Source organism: Streptomyces sp. DSM 116793 (genome assembly GCF_057320905.1).
Genome location: NZ_CM170494.1, coordinates 3,474,789 through 3,496,777, shown reverse-complemented (window position 1 = coordinate 3,496,777; position 21,989 = coordinate 3,474,789). Strand labels below are relative to the sequence as shown.

Annotated in this window: 16 protein-coding genes; 9 read left to right on the top strand and 7 right to left on the bottom strand. The window is 74.1% G+C overall.

Annotated features, from left to right (window positions below; all coding sequences use genetic code 11):
* Positions 1-107 precede the first annotated feature (107 nt).
* From ACSMXW_RS13635 to ACSMXW_RS13620, 4 genes are all read left to right on the top strand, one after another.
* Positions 108-1,949, top strand: a complete 1,842-nt coding sequence (locus tag ACSMXW_RS13635) for an MFS transporter (protein ID WP_485806494.1) — start codon at positions 108-110, stop codon at positions 1,947-1,949.
* Positions 1,950-2,569: 620 nt separating this feature from the next.
* Positions 2,570-4,378 (top strand): DEAD/DEAH box helicase, encoded by a 1,809-nt coding sequence (locus tag ACSMXW_RS13630; protein WP_485806492.1) that lies wholly within the window; start codon positions 2,570-2,572, stop codon positions 4,376-4,378.
* A gap of 591 nt (positions 4,379-4,969) precedes the next feature.
* Complete coding sequence (locus tag ACSMXW_RS13625; RefSeq protein WP_485806490.1) at positions 4,970-5,611, top strand: IclR family transcriptional regulator; 642 nt, start codon at positions 4,970-4,972, stop codon at positions 5,609-5,611.
* Positions 5,612-5,801: 190 nt separating this feature from the next.
* Positions 5,802-6,593, top strand: a complete 792-nt coding sequence (locus ACSMXW_RS13620; protein ID WP_485808005.1) for a S16 family serine protease — start codon at positions 5,802-5,804, stop codon at positions 6,591-6,593.
* 66 nt (positions 6,594-6,659) lie between these two features.
* Here the strand turns inward: ACSMXW_RS13620 and ACSMXW_RS13615 are convergent, their stop codons facing one another.
* From ACSMXW_RS13615 to ACSMXW_RS13595, 5 genes are all read right to left on the bottom strand, one after another.
* A complete protein-coding gene (locus ACSMXW_RS13615; RefSeq protein WP_485808003.1) occupies positions 6,660-7,607 on the bottom strand; it encodes a glycine betaine ABC transporter substrate-binding protein in 948 nt (315 codons plus the stop codon).
* A 185-nt stretch (positions 7,608-7,792) separates the two neighbouring features.
* Entirely contained in the window at positions 7,793-8,677 is an 885-nt protein-coding gene (locus ACSMXW_RS13610) for an ABC transporter permease (RefSeq protein ID WP_485806488.1), read from the bottom strand.
* Positions 8,674-9,885 carry an ABC transporter ATP-binding protein gene (locus ACSMXW_RS13605; RefSeq protein ID WP_485808001.1) on the bottom strand — a complete coding sequence of 404 codons (1,212 nt, stop codon included), beginning with the start codon at positions 9,883-9,885 and terminating at the stop codon, positions 8,674-8,676. Before ACSMXW_RS13605 ends, ACSMXW_RS13610 begins: the two co-directional genes overlap by 4 nt.
* 133 nt (positions 9,886-10,018) lie before the next feature.
* Positions 10,019-10,666, bottom strand: coding sequence for an ABC transporter permease (locus tag ACSMXW_RS13600; protein ID WP_485806486.1), 648 nt, complete (start codon positions 10,664-10,666; stop codon positions 10,019-10,021).
* A gap of 246 nt (positions 10,667-10,912) precedes the next feature.
* Positions 10,913-11,383: an Lrp/AsnC family transcriptional regulator gene (locus ACSMXW_RS13595; RefSeq protein WP_485808000.1), complete on the bottom strand. Its 471-nt coding sequence runs from the start codon at positions 11,381-11,383 to the stop codon at positions 10,913-10,915.
* A 134-nt stretch (positions 11,384-11,517) separates the two neighbouring features.
* Here ACSMXW_RS13595 and hppD point away from each other — a divergent pair, with 134 nt between their 5' ends.
* Positions 11,518-12,681, top strand: a complete 1,164-nt coding sequence (gene hppD / locus ACSMXW_RS13590; RefSeq protein WP_485806485.1) for a 4-hydroxyphenylpyruvate dioxygenase — start codon at positions 11,518-11,520, stop codon at positions 12,679-12,681.
* 141 nt (positions 12,682-12,822) lie between these two features.
* The gene (locus tag ACSMXW_RS13585) at positions 12,823-14,193 is read left to right on the top strand and encodes an FAD-binding oxidoreductase (RefSeq protein WP_485806483.1); all 1,371 of its coding nucleotides are present in this window, start codon (positions 12,823-12,825) and stop codon (positions 14,191-14,193) included.
* A gap of 81 nt (positions 14,194-14,274) precedes the next feature.
* On the opposite strand, the gene ACSMXW_RS13580 is transcribed toward ACSMXW_RS13585, so the two are convergent.
* Positions 14,275-14,748, bottom strand: a complete 474-nt coding sequence (locus tag ACSMXW_RS13580) for an SsgA family sporulation/cell division regulator (RefSeq protein WP_485806481.1) — start codon at positions 14,746-14,748, stop codon at positions 14,275-14,277.
* Positions 14,749-15,114: 366 nt separating this feature from the next.
* On the opposite strand from ACSMXW_RS13580, the gene ACSMXW_RS13575 reads away from it, so the two are divergent.
* Positions 15,115-16,920, top strand: a complete 1,806-nt coding sequence (locus ACSMXW_RS13575; protein WP_485806479.1) for an RDD family protein — start codon at positions 15,115-15,117, stop codon at positions 16,918-16,920.
* Positions 16,921-17,392: 472 nt separating this feature from the next.
* Positions 17,393-18,469: an RDD family protein gene (locus ACSMXW_RS13570; RefSeq protein WP_485806478.1), complete on the top strand. Its 1,077-nt coding sequence runs from the start codon at positions 17,393-17,395 to the stop codon at positions 18,467-18,469.
* A gap of 105 nt (positions 18,470-18,574) precedes the next feature.
* Here ACSMXW_RS13570 and ACSMXW_RS13565 read toward each other — a convergent pair whose 3' ends face one another.
* Positions 18,575-18,949: a hypothetical protein gene (locus ACSMXW_RS13565; protein WP_485806476.1), complete on the bottom strand. Its 375-nt coding sequence runs from the start codon at positions 18,947-18,949 to the stop codon at positions 18,575-18,577.
* 459 nt (positions 18,950-19,408) lie between these two features.
* On the opposite strand from ACSMXW_RS13565, the gene ACSMXW_RS13560 reads away from it, so the two are divergent.
* Positions 19,409-21,823 carry an immune inhibitor A domain-containing protein gene (locus ACSMXW_RS13560; RefSeq protein ID WP_485806474.1) on the top strand — a complete coding sequence of 805 codons (2,415 nt, stop codon included), beginning with the start codon at positions 19,409-19,411 and terminating at the stop codon, positions 21,821-21,823.
* The last annotated feature ends 166 nt before the right edge of the window (positions 21,824-21,989 follow it).

The following is a 21,989-nucleotide window of genomic DNA, read 5'->3' as shown; positions in this document are numbered from 1 at the left end:
TGTCCGCAGGCCGTGCGCGGGCGCGCCCCCGGCGTACGACCAAAGGACCACCCGTGCTCCTGCTGCTGACAGGGGCCTATGTCAGTCATGCCCCTTACAGTGGCCGCATGAGCGCCCTTGAACCACGCGATGCCGGGGCCGACGCCGACGCCGACGCCGACGCCGGGGCCGAGGCCTGTGCCGACGCCGGGAGCGAAGCCCGTGGGAGCGAAGCCCGTGCCGGGGCCGGGGTGGCGGCCGGGGACGGAACGGCCGGCGGCCCCGGTGTGCTGAGCGGCCCGTACCTCCCGCTCAGCCTCGGGATCGTCTCCGTCGTCCTGGTGATCGCCTTCGAGGCGACCGCCGTCGGCACCGCCATGCCCGTCGCCGCCCGTGAGCTGCACGGCCTCTCGCTCTACGCCTTCGGCTTCTCCGCGTTCTTCACGACCAGCCTGTTCGGCATGGTCCTGGCCGGGCAGTGGGCCGACGGGCGGGGGCCGCTCGCGCCGCTCGGCACCGGCATCGGGGCCTTCGCGGCGGGGCTCGTGGTGGCCGGCACGGCCGGCTCGATGTGGCTGTTCATCCTGGGCAGGGCCGTCCAGGGGCTGGGCGGCGGCCTGGTGATCGTGGCGCTGTACGTGGTCGTGGGGCGGGCCTATCCGGAGCGGCTGCGGCCGTCGATCATGGCGGGGTTCGCGGCCGGGTGGGTCGTGCCGTCCGTCGTGGGGCCCCTGGTGTCGGGCGCGGTCACCGAACAGCTCGGCTGGCGCTGGGTGTTCCTCGGCATCCCCGTGCTGGTGGTCTTTCCGCTGGCGCTCGCCCTGCCGCAGATACGCCGCCGCGCCGGCGGGCCCCCGGCGGACTCGGGCGGCGACGGGAACGGGAACGGGGACGAGTACGCGTACGGGCGGGCGCGCGGGAAGGGGGACGACGGCGGAGACGGGGCCCGGGACGGAGGCGCTGCGGGAGTGGCCGCCGCGGGTGCGGAGGGCGCCCCTCCACCCGCCGGTGCCGGGGGCGGTGCCCGTCCGCCCGCCGCCCCCACCCCCGTGGGGACCGCGTCGCCATCCGCACCCGTCGCGCCGCCCCCGGCCGCCGCTCAGCGGGCTTCCGCCGAGCGGGCTTCCGCCGAGCGGGCCCCCGCGAAGCCGGCCCCCGCCGCCGGCCGGCGCCGGATCCGGCTGGCGCTGGGTGTCTCGCTCGGGGCCGGTCTGGTGCAGTACGCCGCCCAGGACCTCGCCTGGCGCTCGCTGCTGCCGCTCGCCGCGGGTGCGGCGCTGCTGGTGCCCTCGGTGCTCGGGCTGCTGCCGCGCGGCACGTACCGGGCGGTCCGCGGCCTGCCGTCCGTCGTGCTGCTGCGGGGTGTGGCGGCCGGGTCCTTCATCGCGGCGGAGTCCTTCGTACCGCTGATGCTGGTCACCCAGCGCGGCCTGTCGCCGACTCTCGCCGGGCTCTCCCTGGCGCTCGGCGGCGTCACCTGGTCCCTGGGCAGCTACGTGCAGTCCAGGCCTCGCGTGCAGCCGCACCGGGAGCGGCTGATGGCGGCCGGGATGCTGCTGGTGGCGGCCGCCATCGCGGTGGTGCCCAGCGTGCTGGTCCCGGCCGTGCCCGTCTGGATCGTGGCGCTCGCCTGGGGCGTCGGCTGCCTGGGCATGGGACTGGTGATCTCGTCCACCAGCGTGCTGCTGCTCAAGCTGTCCGCGCCGCACGAGGCGGGTGCCAACTCCGCGGCGCTGCAGATCTCCGACGGGCTGTCGAACGCGCTGCTGCTCGCCGCCGGCGGTGCCGCGTTCGCCGCGCTCGGCGGCGGCTCGGTCGCCCCCGACGGCACCGCGGCCACGGGGGCCTCGGCCGCCACCGCTTCCCACCCCGCCGCGTTCACGGCGGTGTTCCTGCCGATGGCGGCCGTCGCGCTGGCCGGGGCGTGGGTCACCACCCGGCTGCGGGAGAGCGGCCCCCGGCGTCCCTGACACCGGCGGTCCCCGGCGGTCCCCGGCGGTCCCCGCCCCCGCGCACCCGGCTCCGGCGGCCCGGTACGGCGGACGTCCGACGCGTGGAGCGCGGGGCCGCCCTCGCGGGTCGGCCGGAGGCGTGCCGAAGAGACCCCGAGGCGTACCCGAAGGATCCCGAGGCCGCATCCGAACCGACCCCGAGGCCGCACCCGAACGACCCCGAGCCGGGGGTTCCGAGGCCACACCCGAACCGGCCCCGAGGCCACACCCGAACCGACCTTGAGGCCACACCCGAACCGACCTTGAGGCCACACCCGAACCGACCTTGAGGCCGCATCCGATCCGACCCCGATGCCGCACCCAACCGACCCCGAGGTCGTACCCGGGGGTCCCGAGGCCACACCCGAACAGGCGGCCCCGAGGCGCACCCCAACCGCCCCCGAGGCCGCCCCCGAACGCGCCCCCGCAGCCGCCCCCGCGGCCCCCTCAGCCGTGATCGGCCGTTGCTCCCGCGCTCACTGTGACCTCCGTCCCACCCCGGCCCCGGCCGCCTCGTCCGGCCGGGTCGGGCGGGGGAGCGCCCGATAAGGTGGCCCGGTTGTCGTTCCTGGCCGACCGATCGACCCGAACCGGAGACCGTGACTACCAGCACCTCCTCCCCTTCCTCCCACCACCTGTCTCCCGCCTTTCCCGGCCGTGCGCCCTGGGGTACGGCCGGAAAGCTGCGTGCCTGGCAGCAGGGGGCGATGGACCGGTACATCAAGGAGCAGCCTCGGGACTTCCTGGCCGTGGCGACGCCGGGAGCCGGCAAGACGACGTTCGCGCTGACCCTCGCGTCCTGGCTGCTGCACCACCACGTCGTCCAGCAGGTGACGGTGGTCGCGCCGACCGAGCACCTGAAGAAGCAGTGGGCCGAGGCCGCCGCCCGGGTCGGGATCCGGCTCGACCCCGAGTACAGCGCGGGCCCGCTCAGCCGCGACTACCACGGGATCGCCATCACCTACGCGGGCGTGGGCGTGCGGCCCATGCTGCACCGCAACCGCGTGGAGCAGCGCAAGACCCTCGTCATCCTGGACGAGATCCACCACGCCGGCGACTCCAAGTCGTGGGGCGAGGCGTGCCTGGAGGCGTTCGAGCCCGCCACCCGGCGGCTCGCGCTCACCGGAACACCGTTCAGGTCCGACACCAACCCCATCCCGTTCGTCGCCTACGAGGAGGGCGACGACGGGATCCGGCGGTCCGCCGCCGACTACACGTACGGATACGGCAGCGCGCTCCAGGACGGCGTGGTCCGGCCGGTGATCTTCCTCAGCTACAGCGGCAACATGCGCTGGCGCACCAAGGCGGGCGACGAGATCGCGGCGCGGCTCGGCGAGCCGATGACCAAGGACGCCGTCTCGCAGGCCTGGCGCACCGCGCTCGACCCGCGCGGCGACTGGATGCCGAACGTGCTGAGCGCGGCCGACCGGCGCCTCACCGAGGTGCGCAAGGCCATTCCCGACGCGGGCGGCCTCGTCATCGCCTCCGACCAGGACTCCGCGCGCGCCTACGCGAAGCTGCTCCGCGAGGTCACCGGCGAGAAGGCCACCGTCGTGCTGTCGGACGACTCCGGCGCATCGGGGCGCATCGACGAGTTCAGCGCGGGCGACGACCGCTGGATGGTCGCGGTGCGGATGGTGTCGGAGGGCGTCGACGTGCCACGGCTCGCGGTGGGCGTGTACGCGACGACGATCTCCACACCCCTCTTCTTCGCGCAGGCCGTGGGCCGCTTCGTACGGTCCAGGCGGCGCGGCGAGACCGCGTCGGTGTTCCTGCCGACCATCCCCGACCTGCTCGGCTTCGCGAACGAGATGGAGGTCGAACGCGACCACGTCCTCGACAAGCCGAAGAAGGACGGCGAGGAGGAGGACCCGTACGCCGAGTCCGAGAAGGAGATGGCGGAGGCCAACCGCGAACAGGACGAGAAGGACGCGGACACCGGGGAGCAGGAGACGCTGCCCTTCGAGGCCCTGGAGTCCGACGCGGTCTTCGACCGGGTGCTGTACGACGGCGCCGAGTTCGGCATGCAGGCGCACCCCGGGAGCGAGGAGGAGCAGGACTACCTCGGCATCCCCGGGCTGCTGGAGCCGGACCAGGTGCAGTTGCTGCTCCAGAAGCGGCAGGCGCGGCAGATCGCGCACAGCCGGAAGAAGCCGGACGAGGAGGCCGACCTCCTCGAACTTCCCGCCGAGCGGCGGCCCGTGGTCAGCCACAAGGAGCTGATGGAGCTGCGTAAGCGGCTCAACACGCTGGTCAGTGCGTATGTCCACCAGAGCGGGAAGCCGCATGGGGTGATCCACACGGAGTTGCGGAGGGTGTGTGGGGGGCCGCCCAGTGCGGAGGCCACCGCCGGTCAGCTCCGGCAGCGGATAGCCAAGGTTCAGGAGTGGGCCACGCGTATGCGGTGACCGGCCGCGGCGCGGGTGCGGCCGGTGGGCCGGATCCGGTGGGCCGGATCCGGCGGGGCATGCGCCCCCGCGGGCCGGTGGCGACCTGCCGTTCGCCGTGGTAGGCCGCGCCCCCGGCGGGGCGCAGCTCCGTCCCGGAGGGGCGCGGGGAACCGCGCGACAAGCCACGAGGGGACCCGTCAGGTCGTCACCGTCGCGAAAGGGCTGTTGCCGTCGTCGCCGGACCACCGGCAGGCGGTGGGTTGCTCGCGCCCATCCCCGCGCCCCTTCAGGCACCGGGGTGGCCGGAGCCACATGCTGTAGGCCGTACGTAGAGGGGCGAACATGGGCGGAACGCCCACCCCCTTGACCGGATTCTGGACGGAGTCTTCCGCTGAGCGAACCGGCTCGCTACTGTCCGGCTACGCACACGCCCCGTGGCAGCGCAGCCGCGGAGCGCAGCCGGTGCCTGCGCGACCCGATACGGGACCTCGGCCACAGCCCCCGGGTCGCTGACCGACCGGCGGCCTCTGGAGCGCGTCGTCCACGGGACCGGCGGCGCACCCTCCCACGCAGGGGCCGTCGACCCTCACCACCGAAGGAGTGGGCGTCGTGACCGCGGAGACCTCCCAGACGCTCGACCGGGGCCTCAGGGTCCTCAAGCTGCTCGCCGACACCGACCACGGCCTGACCGTCACCGAGCTGTCCACCCGGCTCGGCGTGAACCGCACCGTCGTCTACCGCCTGCTCGCCACCCTCGAACAGCACGCCCTCGTCCGCCGCGACCTGGGCGGCCGGGCCCGGGTGGGGCTCGGGGTGCTGCGCCTCGGGCGCCAGGTGCACCCGCTGGTGCGCGAGGCAGCGCTGCCCGCGCTGCGCTCGCTCGCCGAGGACATCGGGGCCACCGCGCACCTCACCCTCGTCGACGGCACTGAGGCGCTGGCCGTCGCCGTCGTCGAGCCGACCTGGACGGACTACCACGTGGCGTACCGGACGGGCATCCGGCATCCGCTGGACAAGGGAGCGGCCGGGCGGGCGATCCTGGCCGCGCGGCAGGGCCTGGCCAAGGACCCGGGCTACACGCTGACGTACGGGGAACTGGAGACCGGCGCGAGCGGGGCCGCGGCGCCGCTGCTCGGGGTGAGCGGGGTGGAGGGCAGCGTGGGTGTCGTGATGCTCTCGGACTCCGTGCCGGAGGAGGTGGGCGTGCGCGTCGTGGACGCGGCACGCGAGGTGGCGGACGCGCTGCGCTGACGGGTCCCGGATCCCGCCGGTGGCCGGCGCGGTCCCGGATCCCGCCGGTGGCCGGTACGGTCCCGGATCCCGCCGGTGGCCGGTACGGTCCCGGATCCCGCCGGTGGCCGGTACGGTCCCGGATCCCGCCGGTCACCGGCGCGGCTGCCCGCGCCCCTGCCGGGCGCGGCCCCACACGGCGGTGCTCTAGATTGGGGGCGTGTTTCGTCTGAGCCGGGGCAAGGCCCTCGTCGTCTGTGGTGTGCCGGTGGTGGGGCTGATCGCCTCCGCCGTGCTCGCTCCGCTGCCCTTCTCCGTGGCCCAGCCCGGGATCACCGCGAACGTGCTGGGCTCCTACCGGGGGGCCGAGGTCGTGAGAGTCACGGGGACGCCCACGCGGCACACCACGGGACAGCTCAGGATGACCACGATCGCGGCGACGGGCCCCGACACGGACGTGTACCTCGGGGACGTGGTCGACGGGTGGTTCCGCACCGACCGGACCGTGCTGCCGCACGACTCCGTCTACCCGGGCGGGGACACCAGACAGAGCGAGCGGCGCACCGCCCAGGAGATGCGGGAGTCGCAGGACAGCGCCACCACGGCCGCGCTCTCCTACCTCGGCAGGAAGCCCTCCGACGTGCATGTGCGGCTGCGTCTCGCGGACGTCGGCGGCCCCAGCGCGGGACTGCTGTTCTCGCTGGGCATCGTGGACAAGGTGGCCGGCGACGGCAGCGGCGGCGACCTCACGGGCGGGCGGGTCGTCGCCGGCACCGGGACGATCTCCTCGGACGGGTCGGTGGGCGCCGTCGGCGGGGTGGCCCTGAAGACCCGGGCGGCCCGGCGGGACGGCGCCACCGTCTTCCTGGTCCCGAAGGCGGAGTGCTCGGACGCGCGGACGGAACTCCCCAAGGGGCTCAGGGTGGTCCCGGTCACCACCCTCAAGGGCGCGATCCAGGCGCTGCGGGCGCTGAAGTCCGGCGGACCGGTGCCGAGCTGCTGAGGAGCGCGGGGTGCCGGGGCGCGGGGTGCCGGGGCGACGGAGCCCCGCGGGCCCCGTCGCCGTCCCTCATCTCCTGACGAACCCCTCCTTCACCATCCAGTCGAGCGCCACCTGGTGCGGATCCTGACCGTCCACGTCGACCTTCGCGTTGAGGTCCTGGGCGACCGCGTCGGTGAGCCTCCTGGTGATCGGGGCGAGGACGCCGCGTATGGCGGGGTACTTCTTCAGTGTCGCCGTGCTGACCTGCGGTGCGGCGTTGTAGTTCGGGAAGAAGTGCCGGTCGTCCCTGAGCACCCTGAGGTGCAGGGCCTTGACGCGGCCGTCGGTGGTGAAGATCTCGCCGAAGGTGCAGGAGCCCTTCGCGACCTGGGTGTAGACGATGCCGGCGTCCATCCTGCGGATCCGCCCGGCGGGCAGGTGCATGCCGTACGCCCGCTCCATCCCGGGCAGGCCGTCCTCCCGGACGGCGAACTCCCCGTCCACGCACACGGTGACCGCGCCGGGGTCCTTCCTCGCGAGCCGCACCACGTCCGACAGGGTGCGGGTGCCGTACTTGCGGGCGTTCGCGGGGTTGAGCGCCAGGGCATAGGTGTTGTTGAGGTCGGCGGGCGGCAGCCAGGTGAGGCCGCCCGGCAGGTCGCCGTCGTGGACCTTCTGCCACTGCTTGTGCGGGTCGGGCTCGGGCTTGGTGTGGCCGAGGTAGGTGATCCAACCGGTGCCCGTGTACTCGAACGAGGCGTCCGCGTCGCCGTGCTGGACGGCCGCGCGGGCGCCGAACGAGCCCCGGATGCCGGTGCGGTCCACGACCTTCGCCCCGGCCGCCTCCAGCGCGATGCCCAGCACGGCGCCGAGGATCAGCTGCTCGGTGAACTCCTTCGAGGTGACGGTGAGCGTGGCGCCCTGAAGCGGCCGGCCCGCGCCGACCGTTCCCGGTGCGACCGAGTCGACCATCGGCGAGCCGCTGGTGAGACCGCAGGCGGTGAGGACGGCCGCCAGAGCGGCGGCCAGCGCCATGTGTGCGGTCCCGCGCAGCGCCGGGACGCGGCGGGGAGCCGTGCCGTGGCGGGGTGCCGTCCCGCGGCCGGGAGCCGTGCCGCGGCGGGGAGCCGTGCCGCGACCGGGAGCGGCCATCGCGCGGCGGCGGGCCGTCGTCGCGCCGCCCTGCGCCGTGCCGTCGCCCCTGCGCTCTCTCCGGTACGTCATGTGCCCGTCTCCAATCCGCGGGGCCGCAGCGCCAGCTCCGCCAGGGACGCCAGCCAGTCGACGAGCAGCGCCAGGACGACGGTGAGCAGCGAGCCCAGGAAGAGCACCGGCATGCGCTGGTCGGTCATGCCGGTGGTGATCAGGTCGCCCAGGCCGCCGCCCCCGCCGAACGTGGCCAGGGTGGCCGTGCCCACGTTCAGCACGAGCGCCGTGCGCACCCCGGCCAGGATCAGCGGTACGGCCAGCGGCAGCTCGATCCGGGCGAGGACGGCGATCGGCGACATGCCGATGCCGCGGGCCGCCTCCAGCAGCGTGGGGTCGGTGCCGCGCAGGCCCGTGACCGTGTTGGCGAGCACCGGCAGCACCGCGTAGACGACGATGCCGATCAGCGCAGCCCGTATGCCGATGCCGAGCCGGATCACCAGCAGGGCCAGCAGGCCGAGCGCCGGCACCGCCTGCCCGACGGCGGCCACCGCCAGCGCCACCGGGGCCGCCGCGCGCAGTGGCCCCCGGGTGAGCAGGATGCCCAGCGGGATCGCGATGATCAGCACGAAGAAGGTCGAGATCGCGGTCAGCTCGATGTGCTGCCACAGCCGCACCCGGACGTTGCCGCCCGCGAGCGCGTTCCGGGAGATCGCGTCCAGGTGGGCGCCGCGGAACCACAGCCAGGTGATCAGCAGGACGACGGCGAGCACCGACGGGAGGACGACGAGTTTCCGCCAGGTGATGCGGGCCGGCTCCCCGCCGCCGGCGCCGGCGGACGCGGTGGCCGGCGACCCCGGCGCCGCCTCGTCCGTCCCGCCCCTGCCGTCCGTCCCGCCCCTGCCGTCCGTCCCGTCGTACCCACCCGTTCCGTCCGTGCGCGAGGGCGTCGCCGTCATGCCGGGGCCTCCCCGAGCGCGTCGCCGTCCGGTGCCCGGTGCGCCCTAAGGCGGCGCCGCTCCTCCAGTTCGTGCCGGCTGTCCAGCGCGTCGAGGCGGTCGGCGGCGAGGAGTTCGTGGACGGAGTTCATCAGCGTCTCCACGTCCACGACGCCCGTGTAGACACCGTGCCGCCCGGTGACCGGGACCCGCCCCGCGTTGTCGGTGAGCACCGCCTCCAGCGCGTCCCGCAGCGTGGCGTCCCGCGTCACGGTGTCCTGCACCGGCGTGCCGGCCCGGGCCAGGGAGCCCTTGGCGAGCATCAGGTCCCCGCGGCGCAGCCACTTGTACGGCCGGCGGCGCCGGTCCAGGAGCAGCAGCTCGTTGGTGCTCCCCGAGCGCAGCCGGTCGAAGATCTCCTGGAGCGGGTCGTCGAGCGTCACCGTCGGATAGTCGGTGACCTCCACGTCCCGCACCCGGGTGAGGTTGAGCCGCTTCAGCGCGGCGCCCGCGCCGACGAAGCCGGAGACGAAGTCGTCGGCCGGGTTGGTGAGGATCGCCTCCGGGGTGTCGAACTGCGCGATGTGCGAGTGTTCCCGCAGTACCGCGATCCGGTCGCCCAGTTTGATCGCCTCGTCGAAGTCGTGGGTGACGAAGACGATGGTCTTGCGCAGCTCGCGCTGGAGGCGGATCAGCTCGTCCTGGAGGTGGTCCCGGGTGATCGGGTCGACCGCGCCGAACGGCTCGTCCATCAGCAGCACCGGGGGGTCGGCGGCCAGCGCTCTGGCCACGCCGACGCGCTGCTGCTGGCCGCCGGAGAGCCGCCGCGGGTAGCGGCCCTGGAACTCGCCGGGATCGAGACCCACCAGGTCCAGCATCTCGGCCACCCGCTCCCGCACCCGGGCCTTCGGCCAGCCGAGCATCCTCGGCACCAGGGCGATGTTCTGGGCGACCGTCATGTGCGGGAAGAGACCGGAGGACTGGATCGCGTAGCCCACCTTGCGGCGCAGCCGCACCGGGTCGATCCGGGTGACGTCCTCGCCGCCCATCCTGATCCGCCCGGACGTCGGCTCGATCAGCCGGTTGATCATCTTCAGGGTGGTGGACTTGCCGCAGCCCGACGGGCCGACCAGCACCACCGTCTCGCCGGCCCCGATGCCCAGCGTGACATGGTCGACCGCGGGGGCCCGGCTGCCCGGGTAGCGCTTGGTGAGGCCTTCGAGCTCGATGGTGGTGCCGCCGGCCGGGCGGGCGGCCGGTTCCCGGTCGAGGGGCCGGGCCGGGCCCCCGGTGCGGTGCTCGGCGGGGCGCTCGGCCGGGCCCCCGGTGGGGCGGTCGGGCGGGGTGCCTTCCGGCGCGGTGTCAGACACGGATCCCCCTGGGGATGGTCAGCCGCCCGAGCAGGACGTAGGCGGCGTCGAAGAGCAGCGCCAGGACGACGATGCCGAGGGTGCCCGCGAGCACCTGGTTGAGGGCGTTGCGGCTGCCCAGGGAGGCGATTCCGCGGAAGATCTCGTTGCCGAGGCCGGGGCCCGAGGCGTAGGCGGCGATGGCGGCGATGCCCATCAGGAGCTGGGTGGAGACCCGGACCCCGGTGAGGATCGCGGGCCAGGCGAGCGGCAACTCGATCCGCAGCAGCCGGGCCGTGCGGGACACGCCGATGCCCTTCGCCGCGTCCACCAGGGTGGCGTCCACCCCGCGCAGGCCCACGACGGAGTTGCGGACGATCGGCAGCAGCCCGTACAGGGTCAGCGTGATCACCGTCGGCGCCACGCCCAGACCCGCGAGCGGGATCAGCAGCCCGATCATGGCGAGCGAGGGGACGGTGAGGAGGGTGGAGCCGGTGGCCATGGCGAGGGAGCCCGCCCACTCGCTCCGGTAGGTCAGGGCGCCGACCAGCACACCGAGGGCGGTGGCCACCACCATGCACTGGAAGACGGCGGAGGCGTGCTGGTACGCGTCGTACAGCAACTGCTGGTGACGGCCCGCCAGATAGTCCCAGAAGCTCACTGCACCACCTGCCCGCCCGGTCTGTTCACGGATCCATGGGTCATGGGTCTCGTATTGCCGGTGGCGCGCGGAAGACTCCTGCAACCGGTGGTGCCCCCGCGCGGCCGCTCCCCGGCCGGGCGCGGCGCGGGGGGCTCGGGCGCCGCGCGCCGGTGGCCCGGCCGGCGGCCGCGAGCGGGCGCTCCGCACGCACCGTGACCCGGCGGGGGCGCGGGGCGCGGGCGGGGCACGGGGCGCCCCGCGGGCTCAGGCGTCCTGGGACGCCTGCTCGACCAGCGGGAGGATCCGGAACGGGACCGGGTTCTCCATGACGATGGCGGTGGACGCGCGCACGATCCCGTCGATGCCCACCACACGGTCGATCACGCGCTGCAGGTCGGCGTTGGAGCGGGCCACCAGGCGGCAGAGCATGTCGCCGCTGCCGGTGGTGGTGTGCAGCTCCAGCACCTCGGGGACGGTGGCCAGGTGCGCGCGGACGTCCGCGCCCTGGCCCTGCCGGATCTGGAGCGTCGCGAAGGCGGTGACCGGGTAGCCGAGCGCGGCCGGGTCCACCTCGGGTCCGAAACCACGGATCACGCCGTTCGCCTGGAGCCGGTCGAGCCTGGCCTGCACGGTGCCGCGGGCCACGCCGAGCCGCCGGGAGGCCTCCAGGACGCCGATCCTGGGCTCCCGCGCCAGCAGCACCAGCAGCCTGCCGTCCAGACGATCGATCGCCAACGCGTCCTCCGGAGCGATAATCGGTGTGGTCATCCTGTACAGATCGTCCGGCCATGGTGCCGTACCGCTGGGCATTCTGCCCAGTGAATCCGTGATCTGTTGCACACCTTGTGGAACGGCGAGAACCTGACGCCATGGCAGCGACATCAGCGCACACCCCAGCGCACACCCGGACCCCCGACACCGCACGGCAGGCCGACCCCTTCCCGGTGAAGGGCATGGACGCCGTCGTCTTCGCCGTGGGCAACGCCAAGCAGGCCGCCCACTACTACTCGTCCGCCTTCGGCATGCGGCTCGTCGCCTACGCGGGCCCCGAGAACGGCAGCCGTGAGACCGCCGGCTACGTCCTGGAGAACGGCTCGGCGCGGTTCGTCTTCACGTCCGTCATCAAGCCCGCCACCGACTGGGGGCGGTTCCTCGCCTCCCACGTCGCCGAGCACGGCGACGGCGTCGTGGACCTCGCCATCGAGGTGCCCGACGCCCGCGCCGCGTACGCCTACGCCACCGCGCACGGCGCGCGCGGCCTCGCCGAGCCGTACGAGGTGGAGGACGAGCACGGCACCGTGGTGCTCGCCGCCATCGCCACCTACGGCAGCACCCGGCACACCCTGGTGGAGCGGTCCGGCTACACCGGCCCCTACCTGCCCGGGTACGCCGCCGCGGACCCCCTCGTGCCGCCGCCCGCGCACCGCACCTTCCGGGCGATCGACCACTGCGTCGGCAACGTGGAACTGGGCCGCATGAACGAGTGGGTCGGGTTCTACAACACGGTGATGGGCTTCACCAACATGAAGGAGTTCGTGGGCGACGACATCGCCACCGAGTACAGCGCCCTGATGTCCAAGGTGGTCGCCGACGGCACCCTCAAGGTGAAGTTCCCCATCAACGAGCCCGCGGTCGGCAGGAAGAAGTCGCAGATCGACGAGTACCTGGAGTTCTACGGGGGCGCGGGCGTCCAGCACATCGCGCTCGCCACCGACGACATCGTGCGCACCGTACGCACCATGCGTGCGGCGGGTGTGCGGTTCCTGGACACTCCCGACTCGTACTACGACACCCTCGGGGAGTGGGTCGGGGAGACCCGGGTGCCCATCGAGACACTGCGTGAGCTGCGGATTCTCGCGGATCGCGACGAGGACGGGTATCTGCTGCAGATCTTCACCAAGCCGGTCCAGGACCGGCCGACGGTGTTCTTCGAGATCATCGAACGGCATGGGTCGTTGGGCTTCGGCAAGGGCAACTTCAAGGCCCTCTTCGAGGCGATCGAACGAGAACAGGCCCTCCGCGGCAATCTCTAGCCCCGCTTGCCCGGCCTCCCCCTCGTCCGGGGCTCCGCCCCGGCCCGCTCAGGGGCGCGGGGGACTGCCCGCACGGCCCCCCACCGGCGGGTGGGGCGTGCGGGGGTTCACAGCGGGGGCGCCGGGTGCGACGCTGTGATCATGAGTCCCACTCTCGTCGAACGCCTCCGCTCCGGCCTCCCCGAGGAGGCCGTCCTCACCGACCCCGACGTGACGGCCTCCTACGCCCACGACATGGCCAGCTTCTGCGAGGCCGGCACCCCGGCCGCCGTCGTGCTGCCGCGCACCGTGGAACAGGTCCAGCACACCCTGCGCACGGCCCACGAGCTGCGCGTCCCCGTCGTGCCGCAGGGCGCGCGGACGGGACTGTCCGGCGCGGCCAACGCCACCGACGGTTGCGTCGTGCTCTCCCTCGTCAAGATGGACCGCATCCTGGAGATCAACCCGGTCGACCGGATCGCCGTCGTCGAGCCGGGCGTCATCAACGCCACCCTCTCGAAGGCCGTCGGCGAGCACGGCCTCTACTACCCGCCGGACCCGTCCAGCTGGGAGATGTGCACCATCGGGGGCAACATCGGCACCGCCTCCGGCGGCCTGTGCTGCGTCAAGTACGGGGTGACGGCCGAGTACGTGCTCGGGCTCGACGTGGTGCTCGCCGACGGGCGGCTGATGAGCACCGGCCGCCGCACCGCCAAGGGCGTCGCGGGCTACGACCTGACCCGCCTGTTCGTCGGCTCGGAGGGCAGCCTCGGCGTCGTGGTCCGCGCCGTGCTCGCCCTCAAGCCGCAGCCGCCCGCCCAGCTCGTGCTGGCCGCGGAGTTCGGCTCGGCGGCGGACGCGTCCGACGCGGTCTGCCGGATCATGGCGGAGGGCCACGCCCCCTCGCTGCTCGAACTGATGGACCGCACCACCCTGCGCGCCGTCAACGCCATGGCCCACATGGGCCTCCCGGAGAGCACCGAGGCGCTGCTGCTCGCCGCCTTCGACACCCCCGACCCGGCCGCCGACCTCGCGGCGCTCGGCGCGGTCTGCGAGGCCGCGGGCGCCACCTCGGTCGTGCCCGCCGACGACCTGGCGGAGTCCGAGATGCTGCTCCAGGCGCGGCGCGTCTCGCTCACGGCCCTGGAGGCGCTCAAGGGCACCACGATGATCGACGACGTCTGCGTGCCCCGCTCACAGCTCGGCGCGCTCATCGAGGGCATCGAACGCATCGCCGACAAGAACCAGCTCACCATCGGCGTCATCGCCCACGCCGGGGACGGCAACACCCACCCCACCGTCTGCTTCGACGCCTCCGACCCCGACGAGTCCCGCCGGGCCCGGGAGTCGTTCGACGAGATCATGGCCCTCGGCCTGGAACTCGGCGGCACCATCACCGGCGAGCACGGCGTCGGGGTGCTGAAGAAGGAGTGGCTGGCCCGCGAGGTCGGCCCGGTGAGCCTCGACATGCAGCGCGCGATCAAGAAGACGTTCGACCCGCACGGCATCCTCAACCCCGGCAAGCTGTTCTGACCCGGGCCCGCGGGCACCGTGGTCCCGCGGCCCCCTGGCGTACGTCGCGCGCCGGGCGCGCGACGTCCCCCGCCCGGCCGGTCACTCACCGTCCCCCGGGTCGTCCGACGGCCAGGGGTCGGCCACCCGGACGTCGTCGGCGGCCGCGGCCGCCAGCAGCGCCGCGAGTCCGCTGTCGATGGCGAGCCGCTCGGGCTCCTCGCCCGGCGGCACCTCCCGCAGGGTCTGCTCCAGCCAGACGGACACCACGTCAGCAGGCGCCTCCAGCAGCGCGTCGCCGTTCGGCGAGCTGAGCGCCATCAGCACCACGCGCCTGTCCCGCACCTTCGTCGGCCAGACCCGTACGTCCCCGTACCCGCACGGCCGGAACACCCCCTCGACCAGCAGCTCCCGCGCGAACGTCCAGTGCACCGGGTGGTCGGAGCCGATGTGGAAGGTGACGTGGACGGCATACGGGTCGGCGGTGCGGTAGCTGAACAGTGCCGGTACCGGGATGCTGCGTTCGGGCGATAGAACAAGGCTCAACTCGAGTTCGCGCTCCACCACGGTGTGCATGTCGCGGCCTTCCTCTCCTCGGTCGTGTGGCCGGCGGCCCCCGGCCACGCTGTCGCGACGGCGCCCGTGAAACGGGCCCGCACATTCACAGAGCGCGCAACGGCGTGAGCATTACGCGGGTTCGGAGAATTTTTCTGCTCAGCGCAGGGCGCGGCGGGCGCGACCCGGCGCGCGACGGCGCGCGCACGACCGGCCGCCGCGCGGGGCGAGGGCCCGCCCAGACGTCCCAGGGGGCCGCCGTCGAACGGGCGGGGGCGGTGCCGTTGCCCGGAAAGTGGTCCGTGCGGCCACACGGGCCCAGGCCTGCGCACAGGTCTGATAGATGTGGACCCTCACAGATCCCCGAGCAGATACGGGACGACGGACATGAGCGCCCCAACCCCGGCCCCCGGCGACGACAGGCCCCGCGAGGGCTACTACCCGGACCCGTCCATTCCCGGATACGTCCGCTACTGGAACGGTGCCGCCTGGGTGCCCGGCACGAGCCGTCCGGCCCCGGCCGCCGGCGAGACCCTGCCGCGCCCGCCGGGTGCCGGTGCGGCTCCGTCGCCGGTGGAGGAGACCGGTCCCGTCTTCTTCGACGAGGAGCCGCCCGGGTCCGCCATCCCGCAGCAGGTCTCGGGGGACCAGGAGCACCCGGGCATCCCGGAGCAGTCCGGTGCCCACGACCGCGTGGAGCCCGCCGCCCCGGTGCCGCACCCCGGCATCCCCGAGCAGACCGGTCCCGCGGCGCAGGGCTGGGAGGAGAGCACCCCGGAGACCGGTCAGACGCAGGGCACGGGCGAACAGGGGCCGGCCGGCGGGACGTCGGCGGGCGGCCCGGGCACCGCCCCCGGCGAGGGCACGTCCGGCGACCGGGGCGCGCCGCACGGCAGCCGGCCCGAGCCGGCGACGGCGTGGCAGGCGGACGCCTCCCGGCAGTCCGGCTTCGGCGGCGAGCAGGACCGCCGGGTGTCCTGGGGCACCTCCGGCGCCGCCGACCCCCGTGTGCCGCACGCCCCGGAGCCCGCACAGGGCGAGACCGGCGGGGGCGGCGGGCCGTCGGGGGAGACGGGCGCAGCAGGGCATCCGCGCGGGGAGACCGGCGGAGGCGGACCGCGCGGGGAGACCGGCGGGGGCGCCAGGACGGACGGCACCATGCAGATCCGGGCCGCCCAGCAGGGCGCCCCGGGCTCCGGCCAGGGGACCGGCGAGCAGGACCGGGGCCCGGGCGGCAGCCCCGAGGGCACCGTGGTCTTCCGCCGTCCCGACGACGGCGCCGACCCCGCCTCCGGCGACCGCCCGGCCCCGCCGCGCGGTCCCGTCGAGACCGGTACGGTCACCATCCGCGCCGTACGCCCGGGCGCGGGCCCCGAGTCCGCCACGCCCGGCGGCACCCCTCTGCCGGCGCCGCCCGGGCCCGGCGGCCAGGCACCCGGCCGGTTCGGCGGCCCGCAGGGCCCGCAGACGACCGGCACCAGCGGCCCCACCGTCGCAGGCGTCCCGGCGGCGCCCGGCACCGTGCCCTACCTTCCGCAGCAGCCGGGGGCGGGGCCCTCGGAGCCGTGGCCCGGAGCCCACCCGCCGGGGACCCCGGCGACGCTCCAGGCGCCGGGGGCCCCGGCGGGGGCGGGCGGCGGCGACGAGCCCGTGGTGCCGTGGAAGCCGCCGACCAGCGATCCGTTCCTGGCGGCCGCGCAGGCACAGGCCTCGGCACGCCCGGCGGGGCTCGGGAAACGGTTCGCCGCGCGGCTGGTCGACACGGTCGTGCTCGCCGCCGTCACCGCCGTCGCAGCCGTGCCGCTGGGCACCCGGGCGATCGACCACATCCAGGACAAGATCGACGCCGCCAGGCTGTCCGGCGAGACCGTCACCGTCTGGCTGCTCGACGGCACCACCGGCACCTCCCTGGGCATCGTGCTCGCCGTCCTACTGGTCTTCGGCGCGCTCTACGAGGCGGTGCCGACGGCCAAGTGGGGGCGCACCCTCGGCAAGAAGCTCTGCGGACTGCAGGTCCGCGACATCGAGGGCCACCAGCCGCCGTCGTTCGCCGCGGCCCTCCGGCGCTGGCTGGTCTACAGCGTGCTCGGGCTGCTGGTGGTGGGCGTGGTGGGCGTCCTGTGGTGCGTCTTCGACCGCCCGTGGCGCCAGTGCTGGCACGACAAGACGGCCCACACGTTCGTCGCGTCCTGACCCGCGCGTTCCGCCGGCGGGTGGCCGGGGGAGAGGCCGGAGGGGGCTCGCCCCCGGTGGTCCGCTGCGGATGTGTGCGGGCTTCTCGCGCGGTTCCCCGCGCCCCTGGCGGGGTGGGGGTGGGCTGCCGGGTGGCGGGAGGGTGGAGGTCTGCCTCCGGTGCGAGGTCCGCGGGGCGGTGACCTGGGGGCACCTCCCGCGCCTTGAGGCAGTGGAGGAGGCTCCGCCGCGTGGGCGCGCTCAGATCCCATCGGCCGGTGTTCGGCGAGGGGACGGGACCGGAGGGGGCTCGGCCCGGTGGCCGGGAGGCAGGACGTGGGGGTGCGGCCCCCGGCAGGACGTGGGGGTGCGGCCCCCGGCAGGACGTGGGGGCGCGGCCCCCGCCGGCCGAGCCCCGCCGGCAAGGTGCCCGCTTCATCCGGACGGCGGCCCGCCGAGTGCGGACGCGGACCGTTCGGGGTCGACTCGGGCCATGAGCAACGAACCGTCCCCGGGCCCCGGCGAGCCACCCGAAGACGACCCGTTCACCCGCCGCCGGCCGCCGAAGGGCGGCACCTCACCCCCCGGCGGCGGCGCACCCACGGGAGGGGGAGAACACGCGTCCGACGGACCACCCGGCGGCGCGTGGGTGCCGGACGCCGGCGCGGACGGCCCCGGAGCGGCGGGCGGCGGCGGCCCCGGCGACACCGGAGGCGGGCGGCCCCCCGCGGGGGACGGCGCTTCCCGGCGCCCCAGGGCCTCGCACGCCCGCACCGCCCGGCCCACCTCCGTCAACGGCAGCCCCGGACCGGCGTCCGCACGGGCCGCCGCCGGGCGGCCCCAGGCCGGCCACGGCGGCTTCGCGCGTCCGCTCGCCGGGGACGCCGGCTCGGGGTGGGCCCGCGCCGGGGGCGGCGGTCCCGAACGGCCGCCGCCCGAGGACGGCCGGACCGGTGACCCCGGCGCACCCGGTGGCATCGACGGCGGGCCGGGCAGCGGGGGCTGGATGGGCAGCGGCCCCTTCGGCGGCCGGCGCGGGAACGGCCCACCGCCCGGCGGCGGGGAACCGTTCGGCGGCCCCTTCGGCGGCGGCGGGGTCTACGGCTCACCCGACCCCCTCGCCGGGATGCCACCCCTCGCCCCCAGCGGCAAGCGCGTCCTGGCCAGGATCATCGACATCGTCCTCGTCGGCGTCGTGGTGTGGCTGATCTCGCTGGCCCTGGGCGTCGCCGCGTACGAGATCAACGGCCGGATGCAGTTCGGCAGGTCCCTCGGCGAGTCCCTGATCACCGCCGTCCTCTACATGGCCTACGACACCGTCCTGATCTCCCGCAGCGGCCAGACCCTCGGCAAGCGGCTGCTGAAGCTGCGGGTCGCGAACCTGAGCGACGGCTCCACGCCGTCGCTCCAGACCTCCCTGGCGCGGGCCGCGGTGCTGTGGGTGCCGTTCGCCTTCTGCTGCGCCTTCGTCTGGACGGCGATCAGCGGCGGCTGGTCGTTCTTCGACCGGCCCTACAAGCAGGGCCTGCACGACAAGGCCGCCAAGACGGTGGTCGTCAGTATCGTCTGACGGCCACCGAGCGGCACCGGGGCCCGCGCCGCGCGCCCGGACGCCGCGGCACCACGCGTACGTCCCGGGCCCACGGTCCGGCGCACCCGCGTGCCCGGCAGCGGATCAGGGCACCCGCACCCGCCGGCCGTGCGCCCGCCGGCCCTGGGCGTGCCGGACGGAAGGAGCGGCGGCCGCATCCGGCCGCCCGTCCCATGCCTCCGCCTCCGCCCCCGCCTGCGCGGCGGCCTCCCGGGCCGTCCCCTCGGACGCCCCTTCGGCCCCGCGTGGCCGGCCGGCTCCCCGCTCTCCGGACGACGCCCGCGCGCCGCGCGGCAGCGGGACCGTCACCGCCACCAGCAGACCGAGGCCGAGCGCGGCGAGGGCGATGACCGCCACCCCCACTCCGGACGACGTCTGCGAGAGCAGCAGCATGGCGAGCGTGGACAGCACGACGGTGCAGAACCCGTAGGCAAACTGTGCGGCGGTCGGACGAGGCATGGCGGGGATCCGTCCTCGGGAGCGCGATTCGGGGGGTGCGCTGACGACAGGCCAGAAGACTCGGGCCCGGGCGGGCTCGGGCCTTCGGGCACACGGATATGCGGCTGTCGAGCCCGGGCCGGCACGCGGGCACCCCGGCGCGGACGCCATGAGGGCATGCGCCAGCGCACCGTCCACTGACTCCTACTCGGCTGATGCCCGAGCGGCACCACAGGTAAGCATCGACTCACCCACGGTGCCGGTGCACAGGGGGCGCACGGAGTCATCACGTCCACCGAACGAACGCTCCGGAACAGCCGGCGAGCCGCCCCTAATACAGCCGCCCTGTCCACGTCAAGGACTGTCTTTTCTCCGAAGACTCCGGTCGAATATCGGGACTCGCACGCGCGTAGATCGCGACGGGCCCCCGATCGAGAATCCCTGACCGCCCACGCGGCCACGGGGGGAGGAGTTCCCGGTATGCACAGCAGACGACGGACGTTCAGAGCAGGCGCGGTGGTCGCGGCGTTCGCCGCGGCCACCGCGGCGTTATCGGCCAACGCGGGCACGGCGCAGGCCACCGCGGCGTCCCCCACCGCCGTGGCGGCGGCCGCGCGCCACGACCCGGCGGCCGGCAGGGACCGGAGCGACAACCTCGACGGCCCCTTCACCAAGCAGCAGGAGCAGCTGCGCGAGTCGGCGCTGAGGCAGGTGCTGGCCGGCGGGAAGAAGGTGACCGAGCGGGGCGGTTCGCAGGTCGTCAGGCTCGACGACAAGAAGTACGTCGAGCTGGGCCGGGAGAAGACCGACAGGATATTCACCATCCTGGCGGAGTTCGGCGACAAGGTCGACGAGACCACGACGTACGACCCGGACGGCCCCGACGGACCCCAGCCGCCGGCCGTGAAGTACGGCGGCGACCCGGGCCCCGCGCACAACGAGATAGCCGAGCCCGACCGCAGCCGGGACAACAGCACCGCCTGGCAGGCCGACTACGGCCGGCAGCACTTCCAGGACCTCTACTTCGGCACCGGCGAGGACGCCCGGGGCGGGCCGAAGCAATCCCTGAAGACGTACTACGAGAAGACCTCCTCGGGCCGCTACTCGGTGGACGGCGAGGTGTCCGACTGGGTGAAGGTCCCGTACAACGAGGCCCGTTACGGCTCCGACTACTGCGGTGACACCAACTGCGCCAACGTCTGGGACCTGGTGCGCGACGGCGTGAACGCCTGGGTCGGGCAGCAGAAGGCGCAGGGCAGGACCGACGAGCAGATCAAGGCGGACCTCGCCCGGTACGACACCTGGGACCGCTACGACTTCGACGGCGACGGGAACTTCAACGAGCCCGACGGCTACATCGACCACTTCCAGATCGTGCACGCCGGCGAGGACGAGTCCGCGGGCGGCGGCGTCCAGGGCGCGAACGCCCTGTGGGCGCACCGCTGGTACGCGTACGGCGACCAGGCCGGCCTGTCGGGTCCCGCAGGCAACAAGGCCGGCGGCACCCAGATAGGCGACACCGGCATCTGGGTCGGCGACTACACCATGCAGCCGGAGAACGGCGGACTCGGCGTCTTCGCCCACGAGTACGCGCACGACCTGGGCCTTCCCGACCTCTACGACACCACAGGCGCCGACGACAACTCGGTCGGCTTCTGGTCGCTGATGTCGGCGGGCTCCTGGCTGGGCACCGGCAGGAACGCCATCGGCGACCTGCCCGGCGACATGACCGCCTGGGACAAGCTGCAACTGGGCTGGCTGAACTATGACGAGGCCACGGCGGCCACCGCCTCCACCCACAAGCTGGGCGTCTCGGAGTACAACACCGCGGGCCCGCAGGCCCTCGTGGTCGAGCTGCCGAAGAAGTCCGTCACCACCACGATCGTGCCGCCCGCCCAGGGCGAGAAGCAGTGGTGGAGCGGCATGGGCGACGACCTGAGGAACACCCTCACCCGGTCCGTCGACCTCACCGGCGCCGCCAAGGCCGACCTGTCGCTCTCCGGCTGGTGGGACATCGAGGAGAACTACGACTACCTCTATACGGAGGTCTCCCCGGACGGCGGCGCCACCTGGACGCCGCTGGACGGCACCGCGGACGGCAGGGCACTCCCGCGCGACGGCGGCGACCGCCCCGCGCTCACCGGCACCTCCGGCGGCTACGAGAAGCTGGACTTCCCGCTGGACGCCTACGCCGGCCAGAAGATCGACCTCCGCTTCCGGTACGCCACCGACGGCGGCGTCGCCCAGAAGGGCTTCGCGGCGGACGACCTCACCATCACCGCGGACGGCACGCCGCTCTTCGCGGACGACGCCGAGGGCGACGCGGGCGGCTGGACCGCGACCGGCTTCTCCCGGATCGGCGGGTCCTTCACCAAGGACTACGACGAGTACTACATCGCGGAGAACCGCCAGTACGTGTCGTACGACACCACCCTCAAGGTGGGCCCGTACAACTTCGGCTCCGCCGCGCGTCCCGACTGGGTCGAGCACTTCCCGTACCAGAACGGCCTGATGGTCTGGCTCTGGGACACCTCGCAGGCGGACAACAACACCAGCGTCCACCCGGGCGAGGGCCTGATCCTGCCGGTCGACGCCCACCCGGCCCCGCTGAAGTGGCGGGACGGCACGGTCCTGCGGAACAAGTACCAGCCGTTCGACGCCTCCTTCAGCACCCGGCCCACGGACGCGATCACCCTCCACAAGGCGGATGTCCCGCTGAGGATCACGTCGCGTCCCGGGGTGCCCGTCTTCGACGATCACAACCGGTCCTACTGGTCGGACGAGAACCCCACCGGAAGCGTGAAGGTTCCTGACACCGGCACCCAGATCAAGATCAAAAAGGAGCCGGCAAGCGGCTCCACGATCACCGTCCAGGTGGCCGCAGCCCCTCGGTAATCGTCTGTTTACGCAGGTCAGAGCGCGATTGGCCGTTGCCCACTAGCGGGGCGGCGGCCGGTCGTGTTTAGGTGCGTCCTGTGGGTTCCTTATTGACACGACGTCTCACGGGGGTGTGACCGGAATGGCCCAAGGAGGGTTCTGCAAGCTGCCCAACGGCACGGTG